The sequence below is a fragment of the Pseudoalteromonas rubra genome (assembly GCF_005887115.1).
In the GTDB taxonomy this organism is placed as follows: Bacteria; Pseudomonadota; Gammaproteobacteria; order Enterobacterales; family Alteromonadaceae; genus Pseudoalteromonas; species Pseudoalteromonas rubra_F.
Window position 1 is genome coordinate 26,066 of the sequence record NZ_PNCJ01000039.1, and the last position, 15,442, is coordinate 41,507.

Sequence of the window (15,442 nt, forward strand, 5' to 3'; positions counted from 1 at the left end):
GGCAGGAGGCTGTCGCATCCTGCTTTCATTTACAGATCTTCCTCATCACCCAGGCCCTGGGATAACTCTTCCAGCAGCTCTTTGATTTCTTCAGAGACCAAAATAAAGTCGGCGTCCAGTTTAACCGCCATATCTTCTTTGGGGATATCCGCATTTTGCTCTTTTAATGTATCGCTAAAGCTTAAGCGCTTGAGAGAGCCATCATTTTGTAAGGTAAATTGCACACGCTCGCGCCAGTCCAATCCCAGCTTTGTCACGCGCTTACCGTGTTCCAGGTGCAGTTTAATTTCATCACTGGCCAGATCATGCTGTTTCAGTTTGACTTGTGCGCCATTGTCATCGGCTTCTTGCAGTTCAGCGTCGGAGCCGATAGCGAAGCCTTCAGGCACTTCAAACTGAGTCAGCCAGTCAGTCAGGAACAGATCCAGATCGTAATTGGCGAATGCCGGAACAATGGGCAGAGTACCCAGAGATTTACGTAGCAGGGCCGTCAGCTCTTCCGCTTTGTTAAAGCTGCCGCTGTTGACGATTAGCCAACCGTTTTTCTGGTCAATAAAGGCAAACTGCAAACTGGACTTTTTGAATGCCTGAGGTAGCAGCGTTGCAGTGATGTTCTCTTTAATTTCGTCTTTTTCTTTTTTCTTGACCGGGCGATTCTCTTCTTGCTCAATCGACTCGATTTTCTCAGCGACCATTTCATTAATGACGGAAGCGGGCAGTACTTTTTCTTCTCGTTTTGCACACACCAAAATACAATGCTGAGAGAAATGACTCAATGTCTGGCCATGTTTGCCCAGTGCTTTGGTCCAGCCAAAAGTGCTCATGTCCTGGCTACCGCACGGACGAAATACGTCGTGCTCCAGTGCTGCTTCAAAGTCTTCCTGAGCGTAGGAGACGTCTTGTTTAAATCGGTAACAGATAAGATTGCTAAACCACATAGAACAGGTTCCGAAGAGTAAAATCGACCCGCATCATAGCAAACCGACACGCCCTCGGGCAAAGGCTCTTGGCAGATAATTTGCCGTGCCTGTTTACGTGGGTATTAACTGAACATCGCGACGCTCTTTTGTAGCTCTTTTGGGAAGCGGATATAGTAGGTCAGGCCGTTGCCTTCTTCAGAATTGACTTCAATGTCTCCATTGAGCGTCTGCTTCACCAGATTGAAAGTGATATGAGTGCCTAAACCACTGCCGCCTTGTTCTCGCTTGGTGGTAAAGAAGGGGTCGAAGAGTTGCTCCAGCTGTGCTTTGCTGACACCTTTACCATTGTCTTTGTAAACAATAAACACGTCGTTGTTTTCTTCTCTGATCTCTATGTCTATGGTGCCCTGAGCGATACCTTCGAAACCATGGATCAGGGAATTCATGATCAGGTTGGTGAAAATCTGACTGATAGCACCAGCCGGGAGGTGCAGAGTAAGCTCTTCCGGACAATCAACGTTAACTATGTGGGCGGTTTTCTTGAGTTTGGGATGTAAAGAGCGGATCACCTCGCCCAGATACTGTTTAAAATTAATGGTGCGAACGGCTTCACTGGCCTGGTCAACGGCAATCTGCTTAAAGCTGGCCACCAGCTCTGAGGCCCGGTCGAGGTTAGTTGTGAGCAGGCTGGTACTTTGTTTGGCTTCATTGATAAACTCTTCCAACGCTTTAGGTGACAGGGTTTTATCCCGATAGGCTGACTCCAGACGCTCTAATCGCTCCTGTAAGAATGACGTTGCGGTTACCCCAATCCCCACAGGCGTATTTATGTCGTGGGTAATACCAGCCACGAGACCACCGAGCGCAGCCATTTTCTCTGAGCCGACCAGTCGCTCTTGTGCCATATTGAGCTCATCAACATACTTTTCTAATTCTTTTTGTTTGGTGAGTAACTCTTCTTCGGTTTGGCGTCTCAGATCAATCTCTTCGGTGAGCGTAAGCTTTTGTTTTTCCAGCTCATACTTTTGTTGCTGAAGATCCATCATTGCCTGAGACAGGTTTGAGGTTTTGCGCGCCACTTCCTGTTCCAGCTGGATATTGTGCTGGTCTAGTTTTTCGTTACTGATCAAAAGCTCTTTCTGGGCTTGGTCTAATTTTTTTCGGTAATCAGCAATTCGGTCAATGAGTTTGTTAAAGGCCTCTTCCATAACTTTGAGTTCGTTGCGCTCCGTGGTATCTATATCAATTTTATGGCCATCAACATTATCTATTTCAAAGTCATCGATTTGCTCAGTCAGATCGGTCAGTGGTTCGGTGAGTAATTTTCTGAATGCGAGTAAAAACAAGATGATCAAAAAGGTGGTCTTGACCATGGCATTCCCGATCAGAAAATAAATGGAAATCATGATACGGCTGAATACCACTTCCCGACTCGAAAACAAGGTGACGTCACCTACCTGCGTAGCGCGTCCGGAAAACTCAAAAATCAGGGGAAAGGTGTAGCCAAATAAACCTGAAGGAGTGTCTTCAATCAATGCTTCCTCTTGCACCAATTGCTGGCTGTATAACTCATGGATATTCAGTGAGCGGCCCAGTTGGGAGATAATTTCGCCACTGTCATCACGCACTATGATCCCTTCGATCATCGGGATCGCCAATAAACCTTCCGCGGTCGTGACGGTTTGTTTGGTGTTGAGCTCCCATATTGCTCGAGTCAGACTGCGACTAAAGGTTTTTTGCAGCATGGTTAACTCGTTGCGAATATAGTCCTTGGTATTGACATACTCGGCGACCACCTGTCCACAGGTAACGACGAAGGTAAGCAAAAAGTAAACCGACAAGACGTTTGTGAGCAGCTTCTTTGACAGACTTTTTTGCAGCATGAAGTGTTCTTTGCTCCTAACAACGGGTTTGTGCGCGTTTAATACACTTAAAGTTAGCCAATAAAATGCTAAAAATAAATATTAATCTCAATCTGATATCGCAAGGAATTTGTTCCTCTGCCACTTACTGGACGAGGATTATTGTGTTATAAGTTTAATCACAACAATAACCTTTATCCCAGATCAGAACAATAAAGATTATTTGACAATTCACCCTATGAGCTACTCTGTATTAGTTTGTGACGATTCAGTCGTTGCCCGCAAACAAGTGATCCGCTGTCTAAGCGGTATGCTGGATGCCGATATTTGTCAGGCCACTAACGGGCGTGAAGCACTCGATGTGCTGGCGACACGCCACATTGATTTAGTCTGTCTTGACCTGACCATGCCGGAAATGGATGGTATTGCGGTGCTGGAGGCCATTAAACGGCAGGTGATAGAAACCTATGTGGTGGTTATTTCTGCCGATATTCAGGGCGAAATGAAGGCGCGGGTGGCCAAACTGGGTGCACTCGAATTTTTAGAAAAACCGGTTAAACCGGAAGCCTTGCAGGCAACCCTTAGTCGCTTCGGGATCCGCTAACCTCCGCTCAGTTGTAAACATTTAATGTATTTGTTTACACTCCTCTGTTCGCTAACCACATCAGTGTCCGACTCATTACAACATAGATTTTGCACAATGCTGTTCGCAACTTGAGTTTTTTGCATAGATTTTCACCCCACAAATTAGATTTTTGTGCTTGACAGCTTGTTGGCTATTCAGGCAGTCTAAAGTCTATGAAAAAGATTGTTAACACCACGACCATTATTACCACCACCATCCTTACGGGATAGTGGCATAGGTCGGTGCGTTTTAGAAAAGGCCTGTGCTCACTTCGAGCACAGGCCTTTTTTTTGTTTTTGGAATGAGGAAAATAAACATGCAAGTATTGAAGTTTGGAGGGTCATCGCTGGCCGATTACGCCTGTCTGCAACGGGTACGGGAGCTGATCCTGAGTCAGGGTAAAAATGAGGCGTTAGTGGTTTTATCTGCGCCAGGTGGTGTTACTGACAAGTTGGTTGAGCTATGTGACTTGGCTCGTCAGGGGCAAGATTATGAAGCACAATGGCTCGCCCTGACAGAACGTCTGGGTGGACTGAAAGAGCAGGTAGAAGCTGAGTTTAGTCAGGTGAGTCAGTGGCCTGATTTTGCTGCGCTGGCTGAAAAACTGGCTGGTATTAAATTGCTCAAGCAATGCCCTGATGCGATAGAAGCTTATGTGATTAGCTTTGGTGAGCGGGTGAGTGTTGCTTTGATGGTGGCGATGCTTGGTACGGACAAAGCCTGTTATCTTGAGGCAACAGATTGCATTGTAACCAATGAAGCCTACCTGGATGCTGAAGCCTTGCTGGACGATAGCCGCGCGTGTTTTGCGGCGCAGCTCAAAGCGCACTCTGCAAACTTCTATATTATGCCCGGTTTTACAGGCAGCAATGGTGCAGGCGAGTTAACGACATTGGGGCGCAACGGCTCTGACTATTCTGCTGCCATTGCTGCTGCCTGTATTCAGGCTAGTGTCTGCCAAATCTGGACTGATGTAGATGGGGTATATAGTGCAGACCCTCGGCTGATTAAGAAAGCCACTAAAGTAAATCGCTTATCATACAAAGAAGCCATGGAATTGTCGTATTTTGGCGCCAAAGTTTTGCACCCGAAAACGATCTTACCGTGTGCTAAGGCAGGCGTACCTTGTGAGATTAAAAATACCCATGCCCCCGAGTTACCTGGCTCTGTGATAGCGTCACAAGGCGGCGGCGATGAACCCGTTAAAGCGTTATCCAGCTTAGATAAACTGGCTATGTTGACGGTCTCTGGCCCGGGCATGAAAGGTAAGGTGGGGATGGCAGCCAGGGTATTTTCGGCACTGGCCAAAGACAATGTCTCAATTGTATTGATCACTCAATCTTCCTGTGAATTTAGCATCAGCTTTTGTGTTCATGAGCAAGACTTGTCGTTAGCATTGCAGGCGCTACAAAGTGCCTTTGAACTGGAAATGCAGGCGCAACTGATTGAGCCAATTGAAGTACGCCGCTCGTTGGCGATTGTCACCCTGGTGGGCGATAACATGAAGTCACACAAAGGGTTGGCTGCAAAGTTTTTTGCCTCACTGGCACAGGCCCAGGTGAATATTGTAGCGATTGCTCAGGACTCAACTGAAAGTGCTATTTCAGCCGTTATCCAGGGGGAGTTGTGTCAGGATGCGGTTAAAGTATGCCATGAAAACTTCTTTACTCATGTTCCGTCCATCGATGTGTTTTTACTGGGCTGCGGCCTGGTAGGCACTGAACTCATTGCACAACTGCAGCGCCAGCAAACCTGGCTTGCAGAGCGCAACATTAAACTGAATCTTTACGGCGTGGCCAATTCAAAGCACTGTTATCTGAATGAGCAGGGCGTTCCATTTGATAGTTGGCAACAAGCACTGGCGGGTGCAGAGCAAGGCTTTGAGCTGGCCAATCTGGAAGCGTTTGTGCGCTGTAATCATTTGATCAACCCTGTAATAGTAGATTGTAGTTCGTCTCAGCAATTGGCCGACCAGTATCACGATTTTCTTTCGGCCGGGTTCCATGTTGTGGCGGCGAACAAAAAAGCCAACACCAGTGACTATAGTTACTATCAGGCATTGCAGCAGGTGGCACAGCACAAGGGCCGACGCTTTTTATATGAAACGAATGTGGGGGCCGGTTTGCCGGTACTGGACAATCTGCAACTACTCTTCGGCGCAGGCGATGAGTTGCTGTCTTTCAGTGGCATTCTGTCGGGTTCTCTGTCCTACATTTTCGGTGAGCTGGAGGATGGGCTGAGTCTGTCCGAGGCCACAGCCAAAGCCAAACAAAGCGGCTTTACAGAGCCGGACCCACGAGATGACCTGTCAGGTACGGACGTGGCGCGTAAGCTGCTAATTATTGCCCGTGAGTCCGGATTGGCGCTGGAGCTGTCAGATATCGAAGTCGAGCCCGTGGTGCCCGTCGACTTTGCGGCCGGTAGCTCGGTCGATGAGTTTATGACCAGGCTGCATGAGTTGGATAGAGCGTTTGCGGATCGTATTGACAGTGCTGCCAGTGAAGGAAAAGTACTGCGTTATGTTGGCACAATTGAGGGCGGTCGTTGTCGGGTTGGCATTGAGGCGGTCGATCAAGCGCACGCTTTGTCAGACATTCGTGATGGCGAAAACGCCCTTGCAATACTGAGTCAGTATTATCAGCCAAAACCCTTTGTGATCAGGGGGTATGGTGCCGGGGCTGAAGTCACCGCGGCTGGCGTATTTGCCGATATCTTAAAAACTTTGACGCGCTAGGAGGGGCTATGAAACGATTTTTTGCACCGGCATCTATTGGTAACTTTTGTGTCGGCTTTGACTCTTTAGGCGCTGCGATTGCTCCGCTGGATGGGACTTTACTGGGGGATGTGGTTAGCGCAGAAGCTGCCGAACAAGACAGTTTCGAATGTGTCGGGCCTTATGCCGCTAAGCTCCCGTCGGCGGCGGAGGAAAATCTGGCTTATCAGTGTCTGATACACTTTAGAGCGTATGTTGCTGCAGATATGCCCAGCGTTAAACTGACACTAGAAAAGCGCTTACCTATAGGGTCCGGGTTGGGTTCCAGTGCCTGCTCTGTGGTGGCTACTTTTGCTGCCCTTGATGCATTTGCACAGACTCGTTTGTCTCAAACTCAGATGATTGAGTTAATGGCTGATTTTGAGGGTAAGGTCAGCGGAGCACGACACTATGACAATATCACCCCTTGTTATCTGGGTGGATTGCAGTTAACAGCCGAGCTGGTACCTGACAGAGCTCTGAGTTTGCCATTTGATGACAGCTGGCGACTGGTTGTGGCTTACCCGGGGTTTGCTTTAAATACTGCAGCAGCCAGAGCCGTTTTACCGTCGCAGCTGGCCACTCACAATGCGGTAGAGTTTGCTCAGCGCTTGAGTACCTTTGCTCTGCTGATGACACAGCATCGCTTTGATGACGCGCTCGCTTTGATGCGCGATGATATTGCCGAGCCACATCGGGCACCTTTAATTAAAGGGTATGCCGAGGCGAAGTTGAGCCTGCCTGAATTGGGCGCACTCACTGTGAGTATTTCTGGTGCCGGGCCAACTCTGTTTGCTTTGTGTGCAAATGAGCAGGAGGCAAAGCGCTGCCAGTTATGGTTGCAACAACATTATTTGAATGAACATGGCTTCAGCCATATTTGCCGAATAGACCCACTAGGTACAAGAGAAATAAAGGAAGGAGAGTAGGATGAAACTGGTTAACTTAAAAGATGATACTCAGGTGGTGTCCTTTATTGAAGCGGTTAAAACGGGTTTGGGTCGAAATCAGGGGGTATTTTTCCCTACTGAACTTAAGCCTCTGGATGACATCGATGGCTTGCTGATGAAGCCCTTTGTACAACGCAGTGCGACTATTCTGAAACATCTAATAGGGGATGAATTACCCCTGGATTCATTGCACAGCATGTGCGAGCAGGCATTTGATTTTCCTGCTCGCTTAGTACAAGTTGAAGAAAATAAATATTGTCTGGAACTCTTTCACGGCCCGACGCTGGCTTTTAAGGATTTTGGTGGCCGGTTTATGGCACAGTGTATCGGCGCCTTCAGCCAAGGTGAGCGGGTGACTATTTTGACTGCAACCAGTGGTGATACCGGCGCTGCGGTGGCCCACGCTTTTTATCAAATGCCCAATGTTGATGTGGTGATCCTCTATCCACAGGGTAAAATTTCTCTGGCACAGCAAAAGCTGTTCACCACGCTGGGTGAGAATATTCATTGTTATGCCGTAGAGGGCAGCTTTGATGATTGTCAGGCTTTGGTAAAACATGCCTTTTTGGATGATGAGCTTAAACAAACTTTAGGTTTGAACTCAGCCAATTCAATCAATATCAGCCGTTTGCTGGCGCAGGTATGCTACTATTTTGAAGCATTTGCTCAGCTCACGCCGGCCCAGCGAGACAAGGTTCATGTCTCTGTACCAAGTGGTAATTTCGGCAATGTGTGTGCTGCAATGATAGCCGCTGCTTTGGGGCTGCCAGTTAAACGCCTGAGCGCAACGACCAATCAAAATGATACCGTACCCCGATATATTGTGTCCGGTCAGTGGCAGCCTAACGCGACTTTGGAGTCTATCTCCAATGCTATGGATGTGAGTAAACCTAATAATTGGCCTCGTGTAGAATCGATGTTAGATCAGGGGTACTTCCCTAGATATGAGTTTTATTCACGTTCAGTGTCGGAGGAAAGAACGCAGGAAGTGATGCGTCAGGTAGCAAAAGCGGGGTATCTGACAGAGCCTCATACAGCTATTGCTTATGAGGGACTCACTCTTGATGGTCTGCCCGATGAGACGGGGATTTTTCTTGCGACAGCGCACCCAGCGAAATTTAGGGAGACGGTGGAAGCTGTGCTAAGTCAGGCGATTGAAATGCCTGAGGCGCTAGCGAGCGCCCTTGAGAAGCCTTGTCTTGCAGAGCCTTTGCAAGCTGATTACAGTGCTTTAAAAGGTGCTGTACTGGCGCGCCTCAAGCAATAATTTACACTCAGTTCCCCTGTTTGGTGAGCTGGCTTAGCCACCAAAGGGGAACTTTTATAGATTTCAATTTAAAATGTATCTTTAGATACTGATAAAAAATACAAATGTTTAAATAAGAAAATATCATCCCCTAAACACTGTGAAATAAATTCAATCCTTGATTAAATAGGCTCACGCTGAATTCATAGGCAAATGGCCGCAATTTGCGTACAATCAAGCCTTCAAAAACCAATCTTACGTGTACCTAGGAGACACCATGTTAGAACGTAACATGAATATTGCAGATTTTGACCCTGAACTATTTCAAGCGATCCAGTCGGAAACGACCCGTCAGGAAGAGCACATTGAGCTTATCGCGTCTGAAAACTACTGTAGCCCGCGCGTACTAGAGGCTCAGGGGTCTCAGTTAACAAACAAATATGCTGAAGGTTATCCGGGTAAGCGTTATTACGGTGGCTGTGAACACGTTGATGTGGTTGAGCAACTGGCGATTGACCGTGCATGTGAACTGTTTGGCTGTGATTATGCAAACGTTCAGCCGCACGCAGGTTCTCAGGCAAATGCTGCGGTATTCCAGGCGTTACTTCAGCCACATGACACTGTTCTGGGCATGAGCCTGGCACACGGTGGTCACCTGACACACGGTTCACACGTGAACTTCTCAGGTAAAACTTACAATGCGGTTCAGTATGGTCTGAACGAAGAGACTGGCGAAATCGACTACGCACAGGTTGAAGCGCTGGCGCTGGAGCACAAACCAAAAATGATCATCGGTGGTTTCTCTGCCTACTCAGGTATTGTTGACTGGGCTAAATTCCGTGAAATCGCTGATAAAGTAGGCGCTTATCTGTTAGTTGATATGGCACACGTAGCCGGTTTGGTTGCGGCAGGTATCTACCCAAGCCCAATCCCACATGCGCATGTTGTTACAACAACAACACATAAAACGCTGGCGGGTCCTCGTGGTGGTTTGATCCTGTCGGCATGCGGTGATGCAGACATCTATAAAAAGCTTAATAGCGCAGTATTCCCGGGCGGTCAGGGTGGTCCTCTGTGTCACGTGATTGCTGCTAAAGCTGTTGCCTTCAAAGAAGCTCTTCAGGATGACTTCAAAACATACCAAACACAAGTGGTTAAAAATGCACAGGCAATGGTTGCTGTGCTTCAAGAGCGTGGCTATAAAGTTGTTTCTGGTAAGACAGATAACCACTTGTTCTTACTTGACCTGATCGACAAAGACATCACAGGTAAAGATGCGGATGCGGCGCTTGGCCGTGCCAACATCACAGTAAACAAAAACTCTGTACCAAACGATCCTCGCTCTCCGTTTGTGACGTCTGGTCTGCGTATTGGTTCACCGGCAATTACGCGCCGTGGCTTTAAAGAAGCCGAAGCGAGCGAGCTGGCTGGCTGGATCTGTGATGTACTGGACAACATCGAAGATGAAGCGGTTCAGACGCAGGTGAAAGAAAAAGTAAAAGCGATTTGCGCTAAACTACCCGTATACGCTTAAACGACAAAGAACGCGCCGTTTACACAAGAGGGCTGCCATCTGGGCAGCCTTTTTTTATGTGCATCCATGGCCACTATCTTGATATACTGGCAACAATTGACCCAAACCATGTTGCAACTTTACCAACGGGAATGGGGCGTTTGTCAGTTTTTAATAGTGAGTGTTTATGCACTGTCCTTTTTGTACGGCAAAAGAAACCAAAGTGATAGATTCACGGTTAGTTGGCTCGGGTCACCAGGTGCGCAGGCGACGTGAGTGTATTTTATGTCACGAGCGTTTTACCACGTTTGAAGGGGCCGAATTGGTGATGCCCAGAGTGATCAAACAAGATGGCTCCAGGGAACCATTTAATGAAGATAAACTGCAAAATGGTTTACATCGCGCGCTTGAAAAGCGCCCTGTAAGCACAGAGCAGATAGAAGAAGTGGTTCACCAAATTAAATCTCAATTACGTGCCACCGGAGAACGAGAAGTACCCAGTCAGCTGGTTGGAGAATGTATCATGGAAGCACTTAAAAAACTCGATAAAGTGGCCTATGTTCGTTTTGCGTCGGTCTATCGCTGTTTTGAAGACGTGAAAGAGTTTGGCGAAGAAATTGCCCGACTGGGGGACGAATGAGTTTTACACAAGCCGATCAGACTTATATGGCACGCGCCATTGAACTGGCGCAACAGGGCCGCTTTACCACTACCCCAAATCCCAATGTCGGCTGCGTCATCGTCAAAAACGGTGAGATTGTTGGTGAAGGCTTTCATTTGCGCGCCGGCGAGCCTCATGCAGAAGTTCATGCGCTGCGACAAGCCCAAGCGCGCGCCCGTGGTGCAACAGCCTATGTCACCCTGGAGCCCTGTAGCCACTATGGTCGTACACCCCCGTGCGCAAAAGGGCTGATTGAGGCTGGCGTGAGCAAAGTAATTGCCGCTATGGTTGATCCCAACCCGGAAGTGGCCGGGCGAGGACTTGCGATGCTGAATGAGGCCGGGATAGAGACGGCTTTTGGGTTGCTCGAGCAGCAGGCTCGCGCACTGAATAAGGGCTTTTTGAAACGTATGGAGCAGGGGCGTCCGTATGTGGTCTGTAAACTTGCAGCAAGTCTGGATGGTAAAACGGCACTGGGCAATGGCGAAAGCAAATGGATCACAGGGCCCGCTGCACGGCGCGATGTACAGCTGGGTCGGGCACAAAGTTGCGCAATTCTGACGGGCGCTGATACCGTGCTGGTCGACGATGCACGTCTCAATGTAAGGGCAGAGGAGTTGGCGGATATTGAGCGCCCCGTAGAGCTGTGGCGCCAGCCTGTGCGGGTGATCATCGACTCGCAGAATCGCCTGCATCCCGAGCTGGCGTTATTTAAAATCCCGTCTCCCGTCGTTATTTTGCGTTCAGACCTTGATAATCAGCACAACTGGCCACATTTCGTAGAGCAAATTAAGATTAACACCCGGGCTGATAAAATTGACCTGCAAGCGGCGCTGAATACGCTGGCTGAGCGCAATATTAATCAGATCTGGTTAGAGGCGGGGGCGACGCTGGCGGGGGCCATGCATCAGCAAGGCCTGATTGATGAGTATCTGATTTATCTCGCGCCCAAGATCATTGGCACGGATGGCAGAGACTTATTCAACAGTGCAGCGCTTTTGTCGATGAGCCAGATCACTGAGCTACAGATCACTGAGGTCACCTCGATTGGTACTGATATTCGTATTACGGCACAAAAACAACAAGGTAAGTAAGGCATTATGTTTACAGGCATCATTGAAGCAACGGGCACATTGACCGAGTTAACGCTCAAGCAAGGTGATCTCAGCGTGCAAGTTAGCAGCGCAACACTGGATATGGATGATGTGCAACTGGGCGACAGCATTGCAACCAATGGGGTGTGCCTGACCGTTGTTGAGAAGTTTTCCGACGGTTTTCGTGCCGATGTGTCTAATGAAACACTGAAACTGACCCGCTTCGGGGAGTACCGGGTAGGACAAAAAGTCAATCTCGAGAAGGCACTCCAGCCAACGTCACGACTCGGCGGGCACCTGGTCTCGGGTCATGTTGATGGCATTGCTGAAGTGGTTGCGGTGCAGCCCAACGCCCGTGCCACTGAGTACTGGCTTAAAGCGCCTGTGCAACTGATGAAGTACATACCGTATAAAGGATCCGTAGCCATCGATGGGATCAGTCTGACGGTTAATGACCTGGATGGCGATAAATTTAAGTTGACGATTGTGCCGCATACCGCACAGGAAACCACCATTGTCGACTTTAAGGTGGGGACCTTAATCAACCTCGAAGTGGATCAGATATCACGTTATCTGGAAAGGTTGATCCAGGGCGAACCGGCTGCAACGCAGCAATCAACTCTCACAACCAGCTTACTGGCCAAAGCTGGCTTTATTAAATAACTTGCCAATAACGCACTTACTAACGGGAAGATTATGAGCTTAAACAGCGCACAAGAAATCATCGATGACATTAAAGCCGGTAAAATGGTGATTCTGATGGATGATGAAGACCGGGAAAATGAAGGCGATCTGATCATTGCGGCAGAGCATATTACGCCAGAAGCTATTAACTTTATGGCGACTTATGGCCGCGGCCTGATCTGTTTGACGATGACGCAAGAGCGTTGTCAGCAGTTAGACCTGCCCTTGATGGTAAAAAATAACGGCGCCCAGTTCTCAACCAACTTCACTATGTCGATTGAGGCCGCAAAAGGCGTAACTACAGGTATCTCTGCGGCCGACCGTGCCCGTACAGTGCAGGCGGCTGTTGCTAAAGGGGCAGTACCAGAAGATATAGTGCAGCCCGGCCATATTTTCCCCATCATGGCTCAGCCTGGTGGCGTGTTAACCCGCGCTGGCCATACGGAAGCAGGTTGTGACTTAGCGCGCCTGGCGGGTCTTGAACCATCCTCAGTGATTGTTGAGATCCTTAACCCGGATGGCACAATGGCCAGACGTCCCGAACTGGAAGTGTTTGCTAAAGAGCACGATATTAAAATTGGCACCATCGCCGATTTAATCGAATATCGTAACCTCAATGAAACGACGATTGAAAAAGTTGCAGAATGTAAGCTGCCTACCGAATACGGTGAGTTTAATTTGGTGACTTACAAAGACACCATAGACAATCAGCTGCACTACGCATTATTGAAAGGTGAAGTAAGTACTGATGACGCCACCTTAGTGCGAGTTCACCTGCAAAGCACGTTTAACGATACCTTGTTATCTGACCGCAGTGCAGACCGAAGCTGGACTCTGCATGGTGCGATGAAATACATTGCCGACAACAATGGTGTTTTGGTTATTTTGGGTAAACAAGAGAAAACAGAGGACCTGGAGCAATTGGTGAAGGCGTTTGCGGCGGAGGATGCCGGTGAGAAGCCTAACTACCGTAAGTTTCAGGGGACATCCAGAACTGTAGGAGTGGGTTCACAAATTCTTGCCGACCTGGGGATCAGCAAAATGCGCCTTATGAGCTTGCCGAAAAAATACCATGCCTTGTCTGGCTTCCACCTGGAAGTTGTCGATTACGTCGAACCTCAATAATTTACTCATAGCACAACGAGCGCCTGACGGGGATTTCCCTGTAGGCGTTTCGTCTTTTTCTATGCTATTATGCGCCTCAATTTGGCAATTGCTTATACTAGATTAGGAATCATCTAATGAAAATCATCGAAGGTAATAAATACGCACCGGGCAAGAAATTTGCCATTGTCATCTCTCGTTTTAACGACTTTATTGGTAGCAGCCTGTTAGAAGGCGCAGTTGATGAGTTAAAACGCACAGGTGGCGTAAAGGACGAGGACATCACTGTCGTGTATGTACCGGGTGCAGTAGAATTACCTTTAGCGGCTAAGCGTGTTGCAATGAAAAAAGAACACGATGCCATCATTGCATTAGGTGTCATCATTCGTGGCGGCACACCTCATTTCGACCTGGTGGCAAATGAGTCAAACAAAGGCCTGGCGAGCGTGTCTATGGACTACGATATCCCGGTTGCCTTTGGTGTGTTAACCACGGAAAGTATTGAGCAAGCCATCGAGCGCGCGGGAACCAAAATGGGCAACAAGGGTGGCGAAGCTGCACTTGGTGCACTAGAAATGGTGAATGTGCTAGAGCAAATTTAAGAGGAATCTCAGTGAAACCAGCAGCTAGACGTAAGGCGCGTGTCCTTGCCCTTCAGGCAGTATATTCTTGGCAGCTAAGTGGCAACCCCATTGCTGATATCGAGCAGCAAATGCTGATCGAAAACGACGTTTCAAAGGTTGATGTAGAATACTTCAAGGATCTGGCACGCGGTGTTGCAGTAAATTGCAAACAGCTAGATGAGTTGATGACTCCACATTTGTCTCGTCCATTTGATGACCTGGATATGGTTGAAAAAGCTGTACTACGCGTCAGCATCTACGAGTTAAAATTCCGCGAAGACGTCCCTTACAAAGTAGCCATTAACGAAGGGATTGAGCTGGCGAAAATGTTTGGTGCCGAAGACAGTCACAAATTTGTCAACGGCGTACTGGACAAAGCGGTTAAGATAATCCGCAAGTAATCGAGACCGTGAGGAGAGCCGGCATGGGCCGGCTTTTTTAATGTATGAAGGAATTTGAGTTAATCAACCATTACTTCAAGGGACGTGGCATTTCGCGTCGTGATGTAAAGGTTGGCATTGGTGATGATTGTGCCATAGTGACGGTTCCTGACAAGCACCAACTTGCCATTACCACAGACACCCTGGTTGCCGGTGTACACTTTTTCGAAGACATTCCACCCAGAGCATTAGGTCATCGAGCCCTGGCCGTCAATCTCAGCGATCTTGCTGCGATGGGCGCAGAGCCAACATGGATTTCCATAGGTTTAACACTGCCTGAGGTCGATATGGATTGGCTGGAAGCGTTTACCGAAGGTATGCATGAAATTGCTGAGTATTACAATGTTCAGCTGATAGGCGGGGATACCACTCAGGGGCCGCTGACCATCACTATTTGTGCCAAAGGGATCATTCCAAACGACAAAGCGCTGACGCGCTCAGGCGCTAAAGTGGGTGACTGGATCTATGTCACCGGAGAGCTGGGTGATGCGGCATTGGCGATTGAAGCGCGTAAGCGTCAACTGCCGATAGAAGCAACTCAGTTAAAGCGCCTCGAAGAAAAATTACATTTCCCAACCCCGAGAGTAGCGGCTGGACAAGTGTTACGGGGCATGGCAACTGCCTGCATCGATATTTCAGATGGTTTGCTAGCTGATTTGCAGCACATATTGAATAAGTCAGGTGTCGGCGCTTTGGTCAATATTGAAGATGTGCCAATGTCACCTACTCTGCAGCAATTAGAGCCTGTATCTTTACGTCATGAACTGGGGCTGGCGTATGGCGATGACTATGAACTGTTGTTTACCGTGAACGACAGCAACAAAGGTGCCGTAGAGGCACGTCTTCGTCAGTATGGTGTGGACCCTGTCTGTATCGGTCAGATAACCGCGTCGGTCGGCAAGCTTGAGTTGCTGCAGGCGGGGGAAAAATGCCCATTACCGCGTAGCGGTTATCAACACTTTTAATAG

Annotated in this window: 14 protein-coding genes; 12 read left to right on the forward strand and 2 right to left on the reverse strand. The window is 48.4% G+C overall.

The features are described 5' to 3' along the window. Window positions 1–29 precede the first annotated feature (29 nt). Together rdgC and CWB98_RS20030 are read right to left on the reverse strand one after the other, a co-directional pair. Window positions 30–938: a recombination-associated protein RdgC gene (rdgC, locus tag CWB98_RS20025; RefSeq protein ID WP_138546443.1), complete on the reverse strand. Its 909-nt coding sequence runs from the start codon at window positions 936–938 to the stop codon at window positions 30–32. Between the two features lie 104 nt (window positions 939–1,042). Next, window positions 1,043–2,803 carry a sensor histidine kinase gene (locus tag CWB98_RS20030; RefSeq protein WP_138546444.1) on the reverse strand — a complete coding sequence of 587 codons (1,761 nt, stop codon included), beginning with the start codon at window positions 2,801–2,803 and terminating at the stop codon, window positions 1,043–1,045. 217 nt (window positions 2,804–3,020) lie between these two features. Between CWB98_RS20030 and CWB98_RS20035 the strand changes: the two genes are divergently transcribed. The 12 genes from CWB98_RS20035 to thiL all read left to right on the forward strand — a co-directional run bounded on the left by CWB98_RS20035 (window position 3,021) and on the right by thiL (window position 15,439). Further along, window positions 3,021–3,386 (forward strand): response regulator, encoded by a 366-nt coding sequence (locus CWB98_RS20035; protein WP_138546445.1) that lies wholly within the window; start codon window positions 3,021–3,023, stop codon window positions 3,384–3,386. Between the two features lie 337 nt (window positions 3,387–3,723). After that, window positions 3,724–6,141 carry a bifunctional aspartate kinase/homoserine dehydrogenase I gene (thrA, locus tag CWB98_RS20040; protein ID WP_138546446.1) on the forward strand — a complete coding sequence of 806 codons (2,418 nt, stop codon included), beginning with the start codon at window positions 3,724–3,726 and terminating at the stop codon, window positions 6,139–6,141. An 8-nt stretch (window positions 6,142–6,149) separates the two neighbouring features. Beyond that, window positions 6,150–7,088: a homoserine kinase gene (thrB, locus tag CWB98_RS20045; RefSeq protein WP_138546447.1), complete on the forward strand. Its 939-nt coding sequence runs from the start codon at window positions 6,150–6,152 to the stop codon at window positions 7,086–7,088. Between the two features lies 1 nt (window position 7,089). Further along, on the forward strand, window positions 7,090–8,376 hold the full coding sequence (gene thrC, locus CWB98_RS20050) for a threonine synthase (protein WP_138546448.1): 1,287 nt from the start codon (window positions 7,090–7,092) through the stop codon (window positions 8,374–8,376). A gap of 256 nt (window positions 8,377–8,632) precedes the next feature. Continuing rightward, complete coding sequence (gene glyA / locus CWB98_RS20055; RefSeq protein ID WP_138546449.1) at window positions 8,633–9,889, forward strand: serine hydroxymethyltransferase; 1,257 nt, start codon at window positions 8,633–8,635, stop codon at window positions 9,887–9,889. A gap of 166 nt (window positions 9,890–10,055) precedes the next feature. Then, complete coding sequence (nrdR, locus tag CWB98_RS20060) at window positions 10,056–10,508, forward strand: transcriptional regulator NrdR (protein WP_010382799.1); 453 nt, start codon at window positions 10,056–10,058, stop codon at window positions 10,506–10,508. Next, entirely contained in the window at window positions 10,505–11,623 is a 1,119-nt protein-coding gene (ribD, locus tag CWB98_RS20065) for a bifunctional diaminohydroxyphosphoribosylaminopyrimidine deaminase/5-amino-6-(5-phosphoribosylamino)uracil reductase RibD (protein ID WP_138546450.1), read from the forward strand. Before nrdR ends, ribD begins: the two co-directional genes overlap by 4 nt. Before the next feature lie 6 nt (window positions 11,624–11,629). Further along, on the forward strand, window positions 11,630–12,286 hold the full coding sequence (locus CWB98_RS20070) for a riboflavin synthase (RefSeq protein WP_138546451.1): 657 nt from the start codon (window positions 11,630–11,632) through the stop codon (window positions 12,284–12,286). Between the two features lie 33 nt (window positions 12,287–12,319). Beyond that, window positions 12,320–13,432: a bifunctional 3,4-dihydroxy-2-butanone-4-phosphate synthase/GTP cyclohydrolase II gene (gene ribBA / locus CWB98_RS20075; RefSeq protein ID WP_138546452.1), complete on the forward strand. Its 1,113-nt coding sequence runs from the start codon at window positions 12,320–12,322 to the stop codon at window positions 13,430–13,432. A gap of 116 nt (window positions 13,433–13,548) precedes the next feature. Beyond that, on the forward strand, window positions 13,549–14,013 hold the full coding sequence (gene ribH / locus CWB98_RS20080) for a 6,7-dimethyl-8-ribityllumazine synthase (RefSeq protein ID WP_054015454.1): 465 nt from the start codon (window positions 13,549–13,551) through the stop codon (window positions 14,011–14,013). Window positions 14,014–14,024: 11 nt separating this feature from the next. Beyond that, window positions 14,025–14,435 carry a transcription antitermination factor NusB gene (nusB, locus tag CWB98_RS20085; protein ID WP_010382792.1) on the forward strand — a complete coding sequence of 137 codons (411 nt, stop codon included), beginning with the start codon at window positions 14,025–14,027 and terminating at the stop codon, window positions 14,433–14,435. 44 nt (window positions 14,436–14,479) lie between these two features. After that, complete coding sequence (gene thiL / locus CWB98_RS20090; protein ID WP_138546453.1) at window positions 14,480–15,439, forward strand: thiamine-phosphate kinase; 960 nt, start codon at window positions 14,480–14,482, stop codon at window positions 15,437–15,439. Window positions 15,440–15,442 lie beyond the last annotated feature (3 nt).

Bases quoted from the DNA above. Each gene is read 5' to 3' on its own strand.
- rdgC (WP_138546443.1), bottom strand. From the start codon at position 938: ATGTGGTTTAGCAATCTTATCTGTTACCGATTTAAACAAGACGTCTCC.
- CWB98_RS20030 (WP_138546444.1), bottom strand. From the start codon at position 2,803: ATGCTGCAAAAAAGTCTGTCAAAGAAGCTGCTCACAAACGTCTTGTCG.
- CWB98_RS20035 (WP_138546445.1), top strand. From the start codon at position 3,021: ATGAGCTACTCTGTATTAGTTTGTGACGATTCAGTCGTTGCCCGCAAA.
- thrA (WP_138546446.1), top strand. From the start codon at position 3,724: ATGCAAGTATTGAAGTTTGGAGGGTCATCGCTGGCCGATTACGCCTGT.
- thrB (WP_138546447.1), top strand. From the start codon at position 6,150: ATGAAACGATTTTTTGCACCGGCATCTATTGGTAACTTTTGTGTCGGC.
- thrC (WP_138546448.1), top strand. From the start codon at position 7,090: ATGAAACTGGTTAACTTAAAAGATGATACTCAGGTGGTGTCCTTTATT.
- glyA (WP_138546449.1), top strand. From the start codon at position 8,633: ATGTTAGAACGTAACATGAATATTGCAGATTTTGACCCTGAACTATTT.
- nrdR (WP_010382799.1), top strand. From the start codon at position 10,056: ATGCACTGTCCTTTTTGTACGGCAAAAGAAACCAAAGTGATAGATTCA.
- ribD (WP_138546450.1), top strand. From the start codon at position 10,505: ATGAGTTTTACACAAGCCGATCAGACTTATATGGCACGCGCCATTGAA.
- CWB98_RS20070 (WP_138546451.1), top strand. From the start codon at position 11,630: ATGTTTACAGGCATCATTGAAGCAACGGGCACATTGACCGAGTTAACG.
- ribBA (WP_138546452.1), top strand. From the start codon at position 12,320: ATGAGCTTAAACAGCGCACAAGAAATCATCGATGACATTAAAGCCGGT.
- ribH (WP_054015454.1), top strand. From the start codon at position 13,549: ATGAAAATCATCGAAGGTAATAAATACGCACCGGGCAAGAAATTTGCC.
- thiL (WP_138546453.1), top strand. From the start codon at position 14,480: ATGAAGGAATTTGAGTTAATCAACCATTACTTCAAGGGACGTGGCATT.